The 16134-nt window shown below is 60.2% G+C and carries 20 protein-coding genes; 15 read left to right on the top strand and 5 right to left on the bottom strand.

Annotation, left to right across the window (positions count from 1 at the left end; translation table 11 throughout):
• Positions 1 to 145 precede the first annotated feature (145 nt).
• The 4 genes from G3572_RS09630 to G3572_RS09645 all read left to right on the top strand — a co-directional run bounded on the left by G3572_RS09630 (position 146) and on the right by G3572_RS09645 (position 2428).
• Entirely contained in the window at positions 146 to 1252 is a 1107-nt protein-coding gene (locus tag G3572_RS09630) for a hypothetical protein (protein WP_164611151.1), read from the top strand.
• Positions 1253 to 1343: 91 nt separating this feature from the next.
• Positions 1344 to 1814 (top strand): nucleoside deaminase, encoded by a 471-nt coding sequence (locus G3572_RS09635; protein WP_164611153.1) that lies wholly within the window; start codon positions 1344 to 1346, stop codon positions 1812 to 1814.
• Positions 1815 to 1816: 2 nt separating this feature from the next.
• The gene (locus G3572_RS09640) at positions 1817 to 2239 is read left to right on the top strand and encodes a VOC family protein (RefSeq protein WP_164611155.1); all 423 of its coding nucleotides are present in this window, start codon (positions 1817 to 1819) and stop codon (positions 2237 to 2239) included.
• A 3-nt stretch (positions 2240 to 2242) separates the two neighbouring features.
• A complete protein-coding gene (locus tag G3572_RS09645) occupies positions 2243 to 2428 on the top strand; it encodes a DUF3008 family protein (protein ID WP_164611157.1) in 186 nt (61 codons plus the stop codon).
• 36 nt (positions 2429 to 2464) lie between these two features.
• Here G3572_RS09645 and G3572_RS09650 read toward each other — a convergent pair whose 3' ends face one another.
• A complete protein-coding gene (locus G3572_RS09650; protein WP_164610046.1) occupies positions 2465 to 2650 on the bottom strand; it encodes a hypothetical protein in 186 nt (61 codons plus the stop codon).
• Between the two features lie 195 nt (positions 2651 to 2845).
• Here G3572_RS09650 and G3572_RS09655 point away from each other — a divergent pair, with 195 nt between their 5' ends.
• From G3572_RS09655 to G3572_RS09695, 9 genes are all read left to right on the top strand, one after another.
• Entirely contained in the window at positions 2846 to 3358 is a 513-nt protein-coding gene (locus tag G3572_RS09655; RefSeq protein WP_164611159.1) for a sigma-70 family RNA polymerase sigma factor, read from the top strand.
• A gap of 72 nt (positions 3359 to 3430) precedes the next feature.
• Positions 3431 to 3631: a NepR family anti-sigma factor gene (locus G3572_RS09660; RefSeq protein WP_164611160.1), complete on the top strand. Its 201-nt coding sequence runs from the start codon at positions 3431 to 3433 to the stop codon at positions 3629 to 3631.
• A 313-nt stretch (positions 3632 to 3944) separates the two neighbouring features.
• Positions 3945 to 4187 (top strand): DUF378 domain-containing protein, encoded by a 243-nt coding sequence (locus tag G3572_RS09665; RefSeq protein WP_164611162.1) that lies wholly within the window; start codon positions 3945 to 3947, stop codon positions 4185 to 4187.
• A gap of 130 nt (positions 4188 to 4317) precedes the next feature.
• Complete coding sequence (locus tag G3572_RS09670; protein WP_164611164.1) at positions 4318 to 4719, top strand: hypothetical protein; 402 nt, start codon at positions 4318 to 4320, stop codon at positions 4717 to 4719.
• Complete coding sequence (locus tag G3572_RS09675; protein WP_164611166.1) at positions 4700 to 5377, top strand: SRPBCC family protein; 678 nt, start codon at positions 4700 to 4702, stop codon at positions 5375 to 5377. The genes G3572_RS09670 and G3572_RS09675 overlap by 20 nt, the downstream gene beginning before the upstream one ends.
• Positions 5378 to 5390: 13 nt before the next feature.
• The gene (locus tag G3572_RS09680) at positions 5391 to 6563 is read left to right on the top strand and encodes a zinc-dependent alcohol dehydrogenase (protein WP_164611168.1); all 1173 of its coding nucleotides are present in this window, start codon (positions 5391 to 5393) and stop codon (positions 6561 to 6563) included.
• A gap of 214 nt (positions 6564 to 6777) precedes the next feature.
• Positions 6778 to 7728, top strand: a complete 951-nt coding sequence (locus G3572_RS09685; protein WP_164611170.1) for a hypothetical protein — start codon at positions 6778 to 6780, stop codon at positions 7726 to 7728.
• Positions 7729 to 7841: 113 nt separating this feature from the next.
• Positions 7842 to 8090 (top strand): hypothetical protein, encoded by a 249-nt coding sequence (locus G3572_RS09690; protein WP_164611172.1) that lies wholly within the window; start codon positions 7842 to 7844, stop codon positions 8088 to 8090.
• A gap of 333 nt (positions 8091 to 8423) precedes the next feature.
• Positions 8424 to 10832, top strand: coding sequence for a sensor histidine kinase (locus G3572_RS09695; RefSeq protein WP_164611174.1), 2409 nt, complete (start codon positions 8424 to 8426; stop codon positions 10830 to 10832).
• A 9-nt stretch (positions 10833 to 10841) separates the two neighbouring features.
• Here G3572_RS09695 and G3572_RS09700 read toward each other — a convergent pair whose 3' ends face one another.
• Genes G3572_RS09700 through G3572_RS09710 form a run of 3 tightly spaced genes read right to left on the bottom strand, consistent with a single transcriptional unit; the run spans position 10842 to position 12908 of the window.
• Positions 10842 to 11780, bottom strand: a complete 939-nt coding sequence (locus G3572_RS09700; RefSeq protein WP_164611176.1) for a hypothetical protein — start codon at positions 11778 to 11780, stop codon at positions 10842 to 10844.
• Positions 11780 to 12193, bottom strand: a complete 414-nt coding sequence (locus tag G3572_RS09705) for a phage holin family protein (protein ID WP_164611178.1) — start codon at positions 12191 to 12193, stop codon at positions 11780 to 11782. The genes G3572_RS09700 and G3572_RS09705 overlap by 1 nt, the downstream gene beginning before the upstream one ends.
• Positions 12186 to 12908 (bottom strand): hypothetical protein, encoded by a 723-nt coding sequence (locus G3572_RS09710; RefSeq protein ID WP_164611180.1) that lies wholly within the window; start codon positions 12906 to 12908, stop codon positions 12186 to 12188. The genes G3572_RS09705 and G3572_RS09710 overlap by 8 nt, the downstream gene beginning before the upstream one ends.
• A 186-nt stretch (positions 12909 to 13094) precedes the next feature.
• On the opposite strand from G3572_RS09710, the gene G3572_RS09715 reads away from it, so the two are divergent.
• Positions 13095 to 13943, top strand: a complete 849-nt coding sequence (locus tag G3572_RS09715) for an SDR family oxidoreductase (RefSeq protein WP_164611182.1) — start codon at positions 13095 to 13097, stop codon at positions 13941 to 13943.
• Positions 13944 to 13982: 39 nt separating this feature from the next.
• Here G3572_RS09715 and G3572_RS09720 read toward each other — a convergent pair whose 3' ends face one another.
• Complete coding sequence (locus tag G3572_RS09720; protein ID WP_164611184.1) at positions 13983 to 14516, bottom strand: hypothetical protein; 534 nt, start codon at positions 14514 to 14516, stop codon at positions 13983 to 13985.
• A gap of 250 nt (positions 14517 to 14766) precedes the next feature.
• Here G3572_RS09720 and G3572_RS09725 point away from each other — a divergent pair, with 250 nt between their 5' ends.
• A complete protein-coding gene (locus tag G3572_RS09725; protein ID WP_164611185.1) occupies positions 14767 to 16128 on the top strand; it encodes a glycoside hydrolase family 1 protein in 1362 nt (453 codons plus the stop codon).
• Positions 16129 to 16134 lie beyond the last annotated feature (6 nt).

Genomic DNA, 16134 nt, shown 5'->3' on the forward strand with positions numbered 1-16134 from the left:
AACCGCAGAATCCGGCGAATGTTCCGCAGATGCCGCAGCAGATGGAAACTTCGGGAAATCTCGACGACCCGCGGAACAATCACGCGCTTCACAGGTTCAACGCGCCATGCCGGAAGATGCCGCGCATAAAGAGGAGCGGTTTTTCATGAACAAGGCCATGCGCGAAAGCCGCACCGTTGTGACTGCGCTTGGACCAGACACCGCGTTGGACGTTGCCGTGGTTATCCCGCTCCAAGCGGATAACCGCCCGATAAAACCTTGCCTCGATGCTCTTGCCGTTGCCATCGCAAAGGCGCGACCGTTTTCAGTCGGCTTGGTGCTGTCAGCACCGAACGGGCAGGACCCTGCGACTGCGCAGGTCATGCATTGGGCGAAACGGCACCCCGATTTGTCGCTCCGACTGGTTTACGGCAACCAGTTAACCCAAGAGGGTGGGTTTGCGCTCGACCATGCGGCCTCGCTTGTGAAGCAAAACGGCATCTTGATGACCACGAACACCGCTTGTCGGGTGCGACCGGGCTGGATCAGCCGGAACCTTCAGGAACTGGCCCGGGCCGATCTGCTTTGTGGAACGCTTGTGCCTGATCCCGATACAGAACAGGCCCTGACCGCGGAGTTGATGCGACTGCGCCGGATCGAAAGCGCCTATATGTCCGTTTCCGTCAGGCTGGCGGATTTGCTTGACCCCCGCCCGCATGACCCGGACCCGCCCCATATGTCCTCCTCAAGCGCGAGTCTCGCGTTCTCCCGGCGGGTGTACGAAATGCTGGGCGGCGGCTTCGCCCGATTGGCGGAACACGAGGTGCAAGGCCTTGCCGCCCTTGCCCACCGCCACGATTTGCGTGTTCGCCACTCTGGCACGGTGGTTGTGGATACCACTTTTCCCGAGGGGGCCGTTACCGACGAGGTGCTGGCAGATATGTGGCTCGAGCCTGCCGACAAGTTCGTGCGGCGCTATCAGTTGCGGGGCCGGTTGCGGGCAATGTGGCCCGACGTGGCTGCGATCTCTGCCCTGCTCGGCGATGCTCTGGGGCCGTCCGATGAGCGGGCCATCCTGCATCCCACATTGCCACCCACGTTCGGCCTCTTCTGGGAAAGGGTGGAGACAAAGGCCACGGCCCTTGCCCGCGATAAGATGAGTCTCGACGATTGCGAAAGGGAACTGCCACGTCTGCGCGATTTGTTCACCGCCTTTTCCTGTCTGGGCCTGATGATGCCCGAGCCTTCGCAGTTTGGGCAGCGGGTTCATTAATGCCCAACGGAACCCGCTGGATGCCCGCCCGTTATCGGTTATGCGGCCCCTTGATCGTGGGCTGCGCTCCCTTATCCGGAACGAGCCGCTGATGGACCATGGAAACGCCCCCACCCCCGCCGAGAATCGCGCGATGAACGATGCCATCGAGCGCGCCTTGTCCGCCCGTCATCAAAGCGGGAAGGCAGGGATCGCCGCCAGTATCCTGTGCGAGGGGCAAAGCATCGCAACCGCCGAGAATGAAGTGCAACTGCACTCCGATCCGACCCAACATGCCGAAATGGTCGCGATCACGCGGGCAGCGGCGGCGTTGGGAACAACCGATCTTTCAGGCTGTGTGATGATTTCAACGCTGCAACCCTGCGAGATGTGTCTTGCCGCGATGCGCTTTGCAGGGATCACGCGGGTGATCTTTGCAGCCACCCAAGAGCGCGTGGCAGGGAAATACTTCGTGTTCCCGCACCTGAACCTTCGCGATTTTCAAAAGGGCGGCGATTTTGTCGCCATAGGCGGCGTGGGCGAGGACAGGGTTCTGTACCTCTACGCCACCGGAAAGGAATGAAAATGCTAACGCCACCAGTCGATGCCATACTCGAAACAGCCCTTTATGTGGATGATCTGGACAGGGCCGGCGCATTTTATGAGCAGGTCATGGGTCTGCCTGTCTTGCACGCCGAAGATCGCATGCGTGCCTACTCCGTAAATGGGCGAAGCGTTTTGCTGTTGTTCCTGCGCGGCGGGACAACAGAGCCGGTTCAGACCAAAAGCGGCCTGATCCCCGCGCATGATGCGCAAGGGCAGATCCACATCGCCTTTGCGATCAGCCCCGCGCAGCTCGAAGCTTGGCGCGCCCATCTGGTCAAAAATGCTGTGCCGATCGAAGGCACGTCAGATTGGCAGCGCGGCGGGCATAGCCTGTATTTCCGCGACCCCGACGGCAACATGCTCGAGGTCGCCACCACACCCGGATTATGGGAAGGGTTCTAAGCCATGCCAGCAAAATCAAAAGCACAGCAAAAAGCTGCGGGTGCCGCCTTGGCGGCCAAGCGGGGCGATGCGGACAAAAACGATTTGAAAGGTGCCTCGCAAAGCATGTTCGAGGGGATGACGGAAAGTGAACTCGAGGATCTGGCGAAAACGCCGCGAAAAGGTCTTCCCAAGAAGAAAGATGGTTAGGCAGTCGACCTTTGATCGCCGCCCAACCGCAGCGCCTTACTGTGTCGCCTGCACCGGAGGGACGACCTCACCCGGAGGTGGCGTGATCGGGTCATAGGCCGGAATTGTGTCTGGGTCTTGCATCGGATCGGGAAACGTATCCGGGTCCGGCTCATGACGCGGCGTGGTGGGCTCTGGCAGATCAGGCTGCGGTGCAGGTGGTTTCGGGGCGTTCGGGTGCATGGGGATGGTCCTTTCTCGCTGGTCTGGCACGCGATGCGCACCTGCGGGTTCCTGTCATCAATGCGCCAGCGCGCAGTATGTTCCGCCACCCGAGCACATTTTAGATCTTGGCGAGGGTCAGCGAAAAAGGAACTTGCCCGACCTTTCCGGAGTTTATGAACAGGTTTCGTAGAAGCCTGAGGGGGACTGAAACAGATGCATGACAAACGTGCCTCGACCGTGACGGACGATGTCGTACAGCTTATTCCATCGTTGCGGGCCTATTCGCGGGCGCTCATCCGGCATTCCGATGAAGCAGACGATCTTGTGCAGGAAACGCTGATGAAGGCGATTGCCAATGTGGGCCGCTTCGAGCCTGGCACAAACCTGCGCGCCTGGCTGTTCACCATCATGCGCAATACCTTTTACACCAACGTTCAAAAGCGCATTCGGGAAAGTCCGGCAGCGGCAGATTGCGCGTCGTTGCAGGCCATCACCCAAGCCAACAACGGATCATACATCGAAGGCCAGCGCATCCTTAAAGCAATTGACCAATTGCCGGAACATCATCGCGAAATTCTGGTTCTGGTTGTCGTTCTGGGTGAGAGCTACGAAGACGCGGCGATCATCTGCAACTGTGCGGTTGGGACGATCAAAAGCCGGGTCAGCCGTGCCAGAAAAATGATTATTGACCAGATCGGCGTTGGCGATTTCCATGAGATTTTTTGAAGTATCCGAGACGGCAACACATCCGCCCAGCCTTCCTAGAACGGGCCCTAGGCGGACTGAGGAGATTTGCTAATGCCGGATGATGACACGCAAAAGGCAAGGGCGGCGAAAGGCCTGCCTGCCTCGAACGAACTCCAGATAAAGCAGCTTTCCCGCAATCTGCGCCGCGCCTTTGAGGCCGATCTTGATGCCCCGGTTCCAGAGCATCTTCAGCGCCTGATCGATGCCCTGCAAGCTCGGCTGAAAGACACGGGCGGGCCAAGTCGATCCTGAGCGAACTACACGCTGATGCGTGCAGCGCCGGCGGATAACGGTGCTCTGCCTGGCGTGAATTGAGGCATGACCCCAATCTGTTCGGGGCGCGCCTCGCTACAGGCTTCAAACCTTGGACCGGCCTGATTGGTCTGCACCCTGATCCCGCCGAGGCCAAGGGCTGCCTGCGGGCAGCCCATGCGGACACAATCCCGAAAACAGCATCTCCGCTCTCGCTTTGCCACTTATCGACCCTGACCTTGGGCCGTTCGCCTCCTGACGGAACAAAGCAAGGAATCTTCAGTTGAGGGTCTGAAGTCACAGGAGCAAATAGATGCGAAACATAGATATTATCACTCAGATTCTGATCATCGTCGGCGGGCTGAACTGGCTTTTGGTGGGGCTGTTCCAGTTCGATCTGGTCGCGGCATTGTTTGGCGGGCAGTCGGCTGGCTTGGCGCGGATTGTCTATGTGCTGGTCGGTCTTTCCGCCATCTGGCAGATCGTTCGCTTCAGCACGATCATAGCTGGCCCGACACATGCAACCGCCGCTTCGCGCCCGATTGATCGGCCCTGACCCATCAAATCACGGCGGCGAGTAGGCGTGGGCGGCTAGGCGGCAACGGCAACCAGCCGCCCATACACTTTTCACTTTCGGCAGTTGCCTTCAGGCAGCGTAGCAAGCAGCAACAGTGAAAGGCCAACAGATGGTAGACAAACCTCCGCAGAGGGTAACGGGCTTGCCCGAAGGGGCCGAAACCACGGCTGCGCATCCCACGGGAACCGCCGCCGCAAACGGCCATTGGCAACACGATTCCGGGGGGCCAAGGCTTTATGTGCCGCCTGTCGCAGCAGATGGTGTGGATCTCGCCGATGCAAGCGCCAGAGCGGCAGCAGTGCTGGATACGTTGGGCCCTGACATCTCGCAACGTGTCCACCTGACTTTGACAGGTGAAGCGGTTGTCCTGACCGGCACGCTAAATGACGCCGCCCAACTTCATGCGGTCGAACAGGGCGTTGCCCGCGTGGTTCACAGGGCACGGCTGGTGAACAACCTCCGCGTGGCGACCAAGGCACAGGAGGGATCAGATGACACATCACCAAGATGAACGCTCGCGCCAAAGCATTGCGTGGCTCGCACTTGGCGCAGTTGCGGTAACGGGTCTTGTCGGGGCGTCGGTGCTCACGCGGCAGCCGATGGCGCGGCACGACGCCGATAGTGCGCCCGGTCGCACCGCGCGGCAGATGCGCTATGGCCGGTTTGCGGTTGTGGGGCGCACTGTCACCATCCATCGCCCTCGCGATGAGGTGTATCGCTTCTGGCGCGACCCTTCGAACTTGCCGACCATCATGGACCACGTGGCAGCCATCACTGAACAGAATAATGATCTGTGGACATGGCAGCTTGATGCCCCCGCGGGCATGACGGTTCATCTGGAAACGGAAATTGTCTCTGACCGCCCCGGAAGCGAGATCGCTTGGAAATCTACAGAGGCATCGCAGGTCCGCACGCAAGGCAAGGTGATGTTTAGTGACGCGCCCGGAGATCGTGGCACAGAGGTAGAGGCGATCATCGCCTACACACCTGTCCTCGGAGAGTTGGGGCGCCTGATTGCCAAACTCGCAGGTAAAGACCCGGAGACCCAAGGCAGGCGGGCGCTCAAGCGGCTGAAGATGCTGTTGGAAACCGGAGAAATAGCCACCTCGCGCAATCAGCGGGAGCCGGAGGCACCCACAGCCAAAGCAGCCGAAAGCCAACAGGCGTAAAGGAGATATCGTCATGCGAGCCCTTACATGGCACGGCACCAAAGATGTGCGTGTCGATACCGTTCCCGACCCACAGATCGTCAATCCGCGGGATGCGATCATCGAAATCACCTCTACCGCCATATGCGGTTCCGATCTGCATCTCTACAACGGTCTTATTCCTGGTGTTCTGCCGGGTGATATTCTAGGTCACGAATTCATGGGGCGGGTCGTGGATGTCGGGCCGGGCAGCACGCTTTCCGTCGGAGACAGGGTGGTGGTCCCCTTTACGATCTCGTGCGGAGCATGCTTTTTCTGCCGCCATGATCTGTTTTCCGCCTGCGACAACTCCAATCCGGTGGACACGCAAGAGGTGACCGAAGCGCAGTTTGGTCACGCAATGGCAGGGCTTTTTGGCTACTCGCATTTGACGGGCGGATATCCGGGCGGTCAGGCGCAATATGCGCGGGTGCCTTTCTCGGATGTCGGGCCTATCGTCATTCCCGAAGGTCTGAGTGATGACCAGGTCTTGTTCCTGTCCGATATCTTGCCCACCGGTTGGATGGCGGCGGAAAATGCCAAGATCGAACCCGGTGACACGGTCGCCGTTTGGGGCTGCGGTCCGGTTGGCCTGTTTGCCATCCAGAGTGCGCTTCTGATGGGAGCAGAGACTGTGATTGCCATCGACCACCACAGCAGACGCCTTGATCTGGCAAGGTCGCTTGGGGCGAAGGTGATCGATTTCCGGCAGACCCGCGTGCTTGAGGCGCTGACGGAAATGACCGGAGGCATCGGGCCGGATGCCGTGATCGATGCCGTCGGTATGGAAAGCCACGGCTTTGTCACCGACACGATTCTGGACAAGGCCAAGCAGGCCTTGGGCCTGCCCTACGATGCAGCGCACGCGCTGCGCGAGGCGATCATGGCATGCCGCAAAGGCGGGCGCATTTCTGTTCCGGGGGTTTATGGCGGGCTGACACAAATGTTCCCGATGGGCGCGATCATGCAAAAGGGGCTGGAGCTGCGGACCGGCCAAACCCATGTGCAGCGCTATCTGCAGCCACTTTTGCGGCGCATCGAGGAAGGGGAAATAGACACCACTTTCCTGATCAGCCACCACCTGTCGCTCGAGGACGCCCCCAAGGGGTATCACAACTTCCTCAATCATCAGGACGAATGGATCAAGGTGGTTCTGAAACCCCATTGAGAGTTCTGCGAAAGCGCGCGTGGCCCCGGCCGCGCGCGCTTTCGAGTGGGGCAAGGAACAGTTTCCCGATTGGCCGGTTAAGGCAAACATCGGGGCCAGTCCCGCGCCCTGTCATTGATATGGAGAGTTTCATGAACAGCATCATTTATCTGGTGGGTTTGATCGTGGTCGTTCTGGCCATCCTGTCGTTCGTCGGTGTCCGGTGAGCGGAGTGATGGAACCCCGCAAACATGTAACTGAGACAGAGACAAACGCGGCGGCATCCGCACCTTATGTGGACTGGGCTGCCATCTTTGCCGGCGCGGTAATTGCTGTCGCGCTTGGTGTGCTGTTCACCGGATTTGGCGCAGCACTTGGCCTTACCGCCGTTTCCGCCGAGAGGGGGGAGGGAAATGGCCTTGTGGGCTTTGTGATCTCGACCCTCTTTATCATCGTCAGCATGGTGGCTGCCTATGCCGCAGGCGGATACATTGCCGGACGTCTCCGCCGCCGCACGGGGACCGCCACGCGCGACGAAACGACGGTGCGGGACGGCTTGAACGGCCTGGTTGTCTGGGGTCTGGGCGTTGCGACAAGTGCCTTGATGCTGGGGTCGGTCGTTTCCGGCCTTGCAGCAGGTGCAGGCAACGTGGCGTCAGCGGGAGCGCAGGTTGCAGGCTCGGTAGCGGCCGGCGCTGCCGATGTTGCTGCCGATGCGACGCAAGCAGCGCTTCCGGAAGAGTCGATCGCGTTTGAAGCGCGTGCATTGCTTAGACCGCAAACCTTGGCTCCGGGTGCGGCAGGTGCTTCCTCCACCACCGCTGATGTGACTGCGATTCTCGCCAATATCGTCACGACGGGAGAGTTGAGTGATGCGAATCGGGCGTATCTTGTCGAGGTGACCAGCGCGCGGACGGGCCTGGCCCCGCAAGAGGTGGAAGCCCGCGTTGAAGAAGCGGTAGCGGCGGCGCAAGCGGCACGCAATGATGCTGCGCAGTTGGCCGACGAGGCCGAAACTGCAGCGCGGGATGCGGCGGAAACTGCCCGCATTTCAGCCATCCTGACCGCCTTTCTGTTGACCGCCACGGCGTTGGTGGCGGGCGTCGCAAGCTATGTCGCTGCCGTAAAGGGCGGCCGGCATCGTGACGAAGGCCGGGTTTTCAGTGGATTCTCATACCTCGGCTAACGCGCTGGCATCGCACATTTATCCAGCGGCACTTCTCGTGAGGGGTGCCGCTGAAGGCTTTGGAGCAAATAGTTCCAATTGTTACGGAACAATTTCCAGCGTCGGCGGTTGTCGTGACAAACCATCAGTTTTCGGAGGCGCTTTTGCCTGTCTCAAGCAAAGTCGGCATCTTCCCAACCGCACTGGAAACCAGACGCCCCCTGCGCCGACGATCGGCAAAATCAGTTCGTGAAGAGGACGAGCTTGCAGCGCTTGACCAACGCGTCGGGCGCGCCGACCCTTATGATGAAGATGATCGGCTCGACGATCCTTTTGAAGCGATCGGCTCTTTAGCGCACGCGGTGCGTTTGGATGACAGCTGAAGCACCCTGCCCGAGAAAATGGGCCGTCCTTCCTGTTTCAATCCAAAGTGAAGGTGGCTATCGAGGCCACCTGTTTTCACATGTGGGGTCCAGCCTCAGAAAATACAACTTATGGTTGTTTTTTGAAGATACATTGCAACTAGAAAATAGTTTGGTATTGTTGAAGCATCCAACGCCAGATGGGGATTTGCAAACTCCACATTCTTGCCACTCCAGTCTTTACCAAATCATATGAACCCAGACGTTCGCCACCCAGTAATCAATAAAACGATGCCGCTGGGGCGGTTCTGGAGGCAATGGCGATTGTCGGCCACGCGCTTTTGCAAGCGTGACATGGCACTTCCTGCCACCGCTGTTGTGGTTCCGTTGTCGATCATGCTGACTGTGGGATGGCTCAGTTGGTCCTCTGCCTGGACTGCCGCCGAGACGGACATGCGCCGCGCCGCACTGTCTGCCTCGGAATATGCCAACCGCACTTTTGAAGGCTATTCGGTTGCGGTGGGCCGCGTAAATGACCGCCTGCGCACCCTGACAGACCAAGACATCCGCGACAGAGAGCGCGCTTTGGGCGAAGAGCTACGCCGCATCACTGCCGAGCTATCCCAGACGCAGATGAGCTATGTGATAGACCGGAACGGCTATCCTCTGGTCATTACAAACATCTACCCTGCTCCCGAAGGATCGCTTGCAGACAGGGATTACTTTCAAATCCTGAGCGAGCCTGACGCGCCCGAGTTGTTCATAAGCCAAACCTTTGTCGGGCGCTTTGACGGCCAACTCCTTTTCTCTGTCGGTCGGCGCCGTACAGACACCGGAAATTTTACGCCTGACGACAGGTTTGACGGTGTCGTTCTTGTGTCTGTCAGTCCCAAGGTTCTGGCAGATGGGCTTGCGCGGCTGCTTTCTGCGCCGACCGACCGCCTTGCGGTTTTCCGCAATGACGGCTTCGGGCTCAGCACCACCAGCGGCATTCTGGAAAGCGGCACGCCGCTGCCGCAGCTTGACCGGCAAAGCGCCTTTTATGACTTTGCGGATCTTGGCATCGAAAGCGCCGTCTATTCTTCGTCCCTGTCAATTCCGGGTGACAGGGCGCTGGTGGCCATGCAGGCCGTGGGCGACTTGCCGCTTTATGCGGTCAGTATGCGACCCCGCTCACAGATTGTCGCGGCCTGGCGCGCGACCATGCTTCCTCTTCTGGCGTTGGGAGTGCCGGCAACGCTTGCCCTTTTCCTGCTCAGCATACGCGTCGTGTTCGACCAGCGCCGCCTCGCCGAGCGCAATGTCAGCCTGCAGCGCGACAACGCGCTGAGTTCGGACAGGCTGCTGCGCGCCAAGCGCTTCGGCCTGATGGGAACGTTTGAGTTCGATTTGCGCACAGGCATCAGCCGGCGTTCGGCAGAATACATGGCGATTCACGGGCACGATCCGGTCCCGTCAGAGGAAGCGCATGAAGATTGGGTAAGTCGCGTTCACCCCGATGATCGGGTGCGGGCCGAAAGGGTGGTGCTGAACGCTCTGTCTGACGCCAGCGGCGATACCGATTACGGGCAGAGCTACCGCATCATCACCAAGGATGGCGAGACGCGCTGGATTGCGGCTTGGGGCGAGATAGACCGTGACGCTGCCGGGCGCGCCTACATGCTGCGCGGCATCCATATTGATGTGACACCCCTGCGCACGACAGAAATGGCGCTGGCAGAAAGCGACGCACGGCTTCGGCTTGCGCAAGAAGCGATGGGGATCGGAGCATGGGAATGGCTGGGGTATTCGCAGCCTCTGCGCTGCTCACGCAAGGCGCTGGAACTGTTCGGCTTTGATCCAGGGGCTGGTCCGGTTGGACTGCGCAGCCTGATGGCAAAGGTCCACCAGGAAGATCGTAGCGCGATGGCGCGGGCGCTTCGCCACATGCGCGCGAGTGGCTCGCTTCAGATCGAGGTGCGCCTGCAACGCCTGGCCGAAGGCGGGGGGGCGGTTGCAACACCGCATTGGGTCGCCCTGCGCGCCCGCAGGATCTCGTCCCGTCGGCTTGGCGGAACCCGTCTCATGGGCGTGGTTTATGATGTTTCCGATCGGAAGCGATCCGAAGAACTGGTCATGCTCATGGCGCACGAGGTCGAACATCGGGCCAAGAACGCCCTTACTGTCGTATCCAGCCTTCTACGGACAGCCAAAGCCAACAGCGCGGAAGAGCTTGCCCATGTCATGCGCGGACGCGTGCGTGCCCTTAGCCAGACGATGGCGCTTCTGGGCAAGCAGCAATGGACAGGAGCGGATCTGCACGACATCGTGGAAAGCGAGTTGAGGCCCTTCAACTTGGTTGACACGACTGCTGCCGAAAACGCGACGACGGAACATCATATCTCTGTGTCCGGCCCTCCGATACGCATCGGGGTCGCAGCGGCGCAGCCCTTGTCGATGGCACTGCATGAACTGGCGACGAATGCGGCCAAATACGGTGCCCTGTCGGTTGCGGGCGGCCAGTTGAGCGTCAGCTGGTCCTTGGAAGAGGGTGACGTTCACATCCTCTGGCGAGAGGCGGGCGGGCCCGAGATAAACGATCAGCCGCGAACTACAGGATTCGGCTCGCGGCTGATCTCGCTGGTGTTTGAAGGACAGATCGGCGGACGCATCGAAAAGAGGTGGAGCCGGGGCGGCCTCGAGTGCCGCATGATCCTTCCCGCCTCCACTCTGGTCGCCGGCGCAGCGACGCCACCCGAGGCCAGCCAGAACAGGCTGGCCTGAGCCTCACGATCAGATGCCCGACGCCTTGGATTTGCGCGCGCTATCCTTGCCCGCATTATCCTTGTCGGCTCCGCTGTCGACACCATCGCCATGCAGGATGGGATCAATCTGCTCGGCCGCGGTATCGACGGCGGCCTGAGCCACATGTTCGACCTTTTCCGCCAAGGTCGTGCCTTTGCCATCAGGCATCAGCCCTTCTTTGCGGGCGGCCTCTGCGGCGGCGGCATAGGTTGTCTTGGCTGCCTCTGTCACGCGCTCGCCCATCTCGCCCGTGGCCTGATAGGCTGCCGTCCACATTTTCTGCCGTTGCGGGCCCAAGAGCCGATCTTCGGTGCGCGTCCGCGGCAAAGCGCTTCCCATGATCGCGCCCATAGCAAAGGTTGCCGCCCCGACAAGCAGCGGCTGGGAGGAAACGCTCCGCGTCAGGGGACGCACTGTCGATCCGGCCCGTTCCTTGACCGTGTCGACAGAAGATTGCACACCCTCTACCGCTCTGCCCATCGCGTCGCGCACCATATGCGGCACTTCGCCCAAGGTTTCGCCCAGATCAGAAACGCTCGCCATCGCCTTGCCAGCCAAGCTGCTGTCATCGTCATGCAACTTGTCCTGACCACCGGAATAGGATTGCCAGTGATCTCCGGACCGCCCGCCGTAACCGGTGTCGCTCTCGCCGCGCCAGTCGTCGGGATCATGGGTCGACGTCTGCGACTTGCCCATCATCAACCATGCAACTCCTGCACCGATCAGCGCCAGCGCCATCGGGTTTTCCCGCACCTGACGTCCGGCGGAGTGCAGCGTTTCGCGCACATTCTCCACCCCCAGAAAATGGCCCACGTCGTCAACCATCTGGTCAACCGAGAGGCGATTTTTTAGCTTGTCGAGTGTCTCTTCGACCCCCGCACGGTGGGCTTCGATTTCGTTTTCAAGATGCTGTGCTCTGTCAGACATCACAAATGCTCCTTTGCAAGCCGGATATCCCGGCTGGTTTGTTGAAGGGTGCGGTCCGGCATGAGTTCGGCCGCAGAAAGGGATGTGCGCCCACGCGCGATCAGCAATGCACCGATGATGCCCAGGGCCGCGCCAACGATGACCGAGGCCCAACCCGGCCCCACCCACTCTGCCAAGGCGATGACGAGGGCCTGAACCAGAACGAGGGCAGCGACCAAAAGAAAAATCGCCCCTGCAACCATCATTTCGGCTCCGGCAGCCATCGATTTTAGGCCTTGCGAAAGTTCAGTCCGGATCAGCCTGCCTTCGCCGCGCACGATTCCGGTCACGTCGCGGATGAGATCAGCCAATAACCCCGCGATGCCGCCGGGGCCCGACTCTGTCTGCGGGGAAAGTGGATCGCGCTCAATCATGGCTGCCCGTCCCCGCCCCACCCGGGCGCGTGGCGCCGAGGGGGCCAGACGAGCCACTGACGACACCCGGATTTGATTGCGACCTGCCGCCTTCGGGGGCGCTCACCATCGGGTCGTTCAGCATCTCTTGTGTGCGCTGTGGCGTGGCGAGCGTCACTCGGCTGCCGCCCTGCGGATGCCCCGACCGCCCACCATGCGACATCTCGCTTTGCGAATTGCCGCGCGCACCGGAGCGCTGGCCGGCGTTCGATTTGCCACGCGTTGACGAGGTATCGGTCGCCACGATCATGCGCCCCGCCAAAGCGCCCGTGACAAGGCAGCCCATCACGAAAAGCGCAGGGTTCTCGCGCCCGAACTGGCCAAGACGCTGCCCCATCTCGCGAATGGATTGTCCCTCGAGGCGTGACGACATATCGTCTATCAAATCAGCGGCATGAGCGGCCATTGCCGAGGCTGCCTCATCCTCTGCGCCCGCCGTCTCTCCACGCAGCCGCCCTGCGACCGCGCGTATTTGCGACCCCATGTCGGCGGCCCTGCGGTCCAGTTCATCAAGCACAAGCGCCGATATCGTGGAGCCAGCGTTTTGCGCCTCGTGTTTCACGCGGTCCGCGGCCTGAGAAAGGCGCGCTTTGGCATCGTCAAGCTCGCGTTGGGCAGCTTTTGCCATATCCGAGGTGTCGTCTTGCGAATGGGTGTCTCTGTTTTCGCTGTGCATTTTTGGTCCTCCTTGGTCCGGCGAAAAGTTGCCGGCGTGCATGAAGGTCCAACTGGAGGCTGGTCACTTTGTTCCGGCGTCCTGAGGGCGCGCCGCACGGCGGGCGGAACAATGGCGCGACGGAGCGGTTGGAGCCCCGAGCGACAGGCTCTGTCGCAGATGACGCAGTGACAAAGGAAAATTCTGATGAGCAAAGATATTCCCGCCCAAGAGCAAGACCACCAGCCCGGAACCGAAGCCGAGATGGAACCGAAGCCGGAGTTCATGCCCGTCTACGCCGGATCGGGGAGACTGAAGGACAAGGTTGCCGTGATCACAGGGGGCGACAGCGGCATCGGCCGCGCTGCGGCGGTTCTTTTCGCGCGTGAAGGGGCGAATGTGGCGATCCTTTACAAGGACGAACATGGCGATGCGGACACCACGATCGACATGATCGATGCCGAAGGCGGCGAAGGGATGAAGATCGCACTGGATATCGGCGACAAGCAGGCTGTCGAGGCTGCAATCCAGCAGGTGATTGACCGTTTTGGTCGTATCAACATTCTGGTGAACAATGCCGCCGAGCAGCACGTTCAGGATAATGTCGAGGACATCAGCGAAGATCAGCTTTTGCGCACATTCAAAACCAATATCTTTGGTCAGTTCTTCGCGGTGCAGGCTGTGCTGGGCCAGATGGAACAGGGCGACAGCATCATCAACATCACGTCGGTGACCGCGTTTCGGGGGCAGGACCAACTGGTTGACTACTCGTCCACCAAAGGGGCAATTCTGGCCTTTACCCGCGCCCTGTCATCCAAACTCGCCGAACGCGGCATCAGGGTGAACGCCGTCGCACCCGGGCCGATCTGGACACCGCTCATCCCGGCATCCTTTCCGGCAGATAAGGTGGAAAGCTTTGGCCAGAACGTGCCGCTCGGTCGTCCCGGCCAGCCGAACGAGGTGGCGCCCTGCATCCTGTTTCTTGCCTGTCAGGACAGCTCTTACATCACAGGGCAGACATTGCATCCGAACGGGGGCGAACTGATCGGAGGCTAAATAAAGGCGGGGGCAGTGCTGCCCCCGCTCTCCACACCATCAGATTCCCGCAACAACGCTGCACACGGGGCGAAGTTGAGCATCATCCGGCGTGACGCCACCGGCGAGTCCGGTATAGGGCTGAACCCCTTCGGAAGGGCGATGCACTTCGGCCCCATCCGCCGCGCCAGAGATTGACGTTGGCGCGGTAGCCTCGCGCTGGACGCCTTCATCGGCAGGCAATTCGCTGCCCGTGGCTTGCGCGTCTTGGGTGTCACCAAGGCCGGTATTGGAGCCTTGCTGCTGCGAAGGGACAACCGCGCCCGAGGTGTCAGAAACATCAGCCCGATCCGCCAGAATGGCGCAGCGTTCCAAGATGGCAGCCTGATCGTCGGAACTCAGGGCTGTCCAATGCGCGCGTATCTCGAATTCCGGTCGCAGCAGCGTCAGACCTTCATCACTGAAAAAACCGGCCCCGACCCTGTCCCACCATGTTTCGGCAGCGGGCAGATCATTTCCTGCGGTTTGGGCATAGGCAGGGGCGAGGGCAGGCAGGGCAGCCACAGAGGCAGCAAGTGCGAGTGTTCGCATCATCGTCTTTTCCTTTCTTGGCGTTCTCAAACTGTTCCCGACACAAACACCTCAAAGAGGAGATATGTTCCGCCTTTGCGCCCCGCTGCGGCCATTTGCCCGAAGGTTCGGGGAACAATCGGCGCAGTTACAGCTTTAAGCGCAGCAGCAGGTCGGGCCATCGCGTGTCCGGGCAAAACCGATTGGACCCGAGCGCATGACAGCGACCCACAGGCCCCCCTGCCTTGTCGAACCCGACATCTTGAGCCTCTGCGTGGAAGGCAAGAGCGCCACTTCCGGCCCGCCGCCTCCCCGCCTTTTCTATCTGAGCGGCTTTGAAGGCACCCAGATGTTCGGACATGGGATAGATGTTCTGGACACATCCCAACACACCGGACGCTACGCCGCCGATCTTTTGCAACTGGTTACCGACGGGATAACCGAGTTTCGGTGCTGTATCCCGTGGCACAAGATTGAGAGGGTGCGCGGCAGTTATGACTGGAGTTGGACCGACCGCTATCTAGATCAGGTCAGACGCCTTGGCCTGCGGCCCATAGTGGACCCGCTGCACCATACCAGTTTTCCGCACTGGCTGGAAAACGGCTTTGCCAACCCCGATTTTCCTCACCGTTATGTCGCCTTCCTGACCAGTTTTGCCCGCCGTTATCCCTGGGTGTCAGACTACACCATCATCAATGAGCCGGTTGCGACATCAATTCTTTGCGGCTTTACCGGCGACTGGTATCCGCATTGGACAGGCCGTGGCGGCGTGGCGCAGATGATCCTCGGGATGGTGCGCGCCATCCACGCGGCCAGCATCGCCCTTGAGAATCTTGTGCCGGCATTGCGCATTGTGCATGTCGATACCTGCGAGCGGCATCATGCGCTGGATGAGGCTGCAAAGGACCATACGGAATTCAGCAATCATCTGCGGTTCGCGGTGCTTGACCTCTTGCTCGGCAGGGTCGCTGCTGACCACCCCTTGTTCGAGTTGTTTTCGCGTAATGGCTTGCGAGAAGACGAACTTGCACTTTATCGCGCGCTTCCCTCGCGGATCGACGTTCTGGGACTGGATTACTATGCCCATAGCGAAATGGGCTGGACGCGCAAAGGACCTAGCGAAGCCTTTCGACCGTTTGGCTTTCGCAAGCTGGCGAAGGAATATGCCGCGCGTTATCCGTTCAACCTCATGCTGTCGGAAACCAATGTCCGCGGGCGGATCGAAGATCGACTGACATGGCTTAGATACATGGTGTCGGAGTGTGAGCAGTTGACTCTCGAGCTGATGGCCCAAGGTCGTCAGTTCGAAGGCTTTTGTTGGTATCCGCATATTGATTCCACGGATTGGTGCTCGCTCTGCCGTGAGCCGAACGGGCGGATCGATCCGCAAGGGATATACCATCTGACCGGTCAGTTTGACCGCATGCCCTCGGAACTGTCCGAGACCTATGTTCAGTTGGCCGCGGGGAAAATAGAGGCCTCACAGATACCCGCATATCGTTTGGAAAATCCGGTTCTGACAGACCGCAGGGTCGGCAAGTTCCTGTGCCACATGGCCGGATTTGAGTGGCGCGAAGGCCAGCCCAGCGGCGCACCTTATGCGTGTCAGTCCCCTCTTACCCTTGCCGATATCTAGGGCTGG

It is taken from the genome of Pseudotabrizicola algicola, assembly GCF_010915705.1.
Lineage (GTDB): Bacteria > Pseudomonadota > Alphaproteobacteria > Rhodobacterales > Rhodobacteraceae > Pseudotabrizicola > Pseudotabrizicola algicola.

Excerpts from the sequence above, each read along its gene's own strand:
- G3572_RS09630 (WP_164611151.1), top strand. The coding sequence starts at position 146 with ATGAACAAGGCCATGCGCGAAAGCCGCACCGTTGTGACTGCGCTTGGA.
- G3572_RS09635 (WP_164611153.1), top strand. The coding sequence starts at position 1,344 with ATGGACCATGGAAACGCCCCCACCCCCGCCGAGAATCGCGCGATGAAC.
- G3572_RS09640 (WP_164611155.1), top strand. The coding sequence starts at position 1,817 with ATGCTAACGCCACCAGTCGATGCCATACTCGAAACAGCCCTTTATGTG.
- G3572_RS09645 (WP_164611157.1), top strand. The coding sequence starts at position 2,243 with ATGCCAGCAAAATCAAAAGCACAGCAAAAAGCTGCGGGTGCCGCCTTG.
- G3572_RS09650 (WP_164610046.1), bottom strand. The coding sequence starts at position 2,650 with ATGCACCCGAACGCCCCGAAACCACCTGCACCGCAGCCTGATCTGCCA.
- G3572_RS09655 (WP_164611159.1), top strand. The coding sequence starts at position 2,846 with ATGCATGACAAACGTGCCTCGACCGTGACGGACGATGTCGTACAGCTT.
- G3572_RS09660 (WP_164611160.1), top strand. The coding sequence starts at position 3,431 with ATGCCGGATGATGACACGCAAAAGGCAAGGGCGGCGAAAGGCCTGCCT.
- G3572_RS09665 (WP_164611162.1), top strand. The coding sequence starts at position 3,945 with ATGCGAAACATAGATATTATCACTCAGATTCTGATCATCGTCGGCGGG.
- G3572_RS09670 (WP_164611164.1), top strand. The coding sequence starts at position 4,318 with ATGGTAGACAAACCTCCGCAGAGGGTAACGGGCTTGCCCGAAGGGGCC.
- G3572_RS09675 (WP_164611166.1), top strand. The coding sequence starts at position 4,700 with ATGACACATCACCAAGATGAACGCTCGCGCCAAAGCATTGCGTGGCTC.
- G3572_RS09680 (WP_164611168.1), top strand. The coding sequence starts at position 5,391 with ATGCGAGCCCTTACATGGCACGGCACCAAAGATGTGCGTGTCGATACC.
- G3572_RS09685 (WP_164611170.1), top strand. The coding sequence starts at position 6,778 with ATGGAACCCCGCAAACATGTAACTGAGACAGAGACAAACGCGGCGGCA.
- G3572_RS09695 (WP_164611174.1), top strand. The coding sequence starts at position 8,424 with ATGGCACTTCCTGCCACCGCTGTTGTGGTTCCGTTGTCGATCATGCTG.
- G3572_RS09700 (WP_164611176.1), bottom strand. The coding sequence starts at position 11,780 with ATGTCTGACAGAGCACAGCATCTTGAAAACGAAATCGAAGCCCACCGT.
- G3572_RS09705 (WP_164611178.1), bottom strand. The coding sequence starts at position 12,193 with ATGATTGAGCGCGATCCACTTTCCCCGCAGACAGAGTCGGGCCCCGGC.
- G3572_RS09710 (WP_164611180.1), bottom strand. The coding sequence starts at position 12,908 with ATGCACAGCGAAAACAGAGACACCCATTCGCAAGACGACACCTCGGAT.
- G3572_RS09715 (WP_164611182.1), top strand. The coding sequence starts at position 13,095 with ATGAGCAAAGATATTCCCGCCCAAGAGCAAGACCACCAGCCCGGAACC.
- G3572_RS09720 (WP_164611184.1), bottom strand. The coding sequence starts at position 14,516 with ATGATGCGAACACTCGCACTTGCTGCCTCTGTGGCTGCCCTGCCTGCC.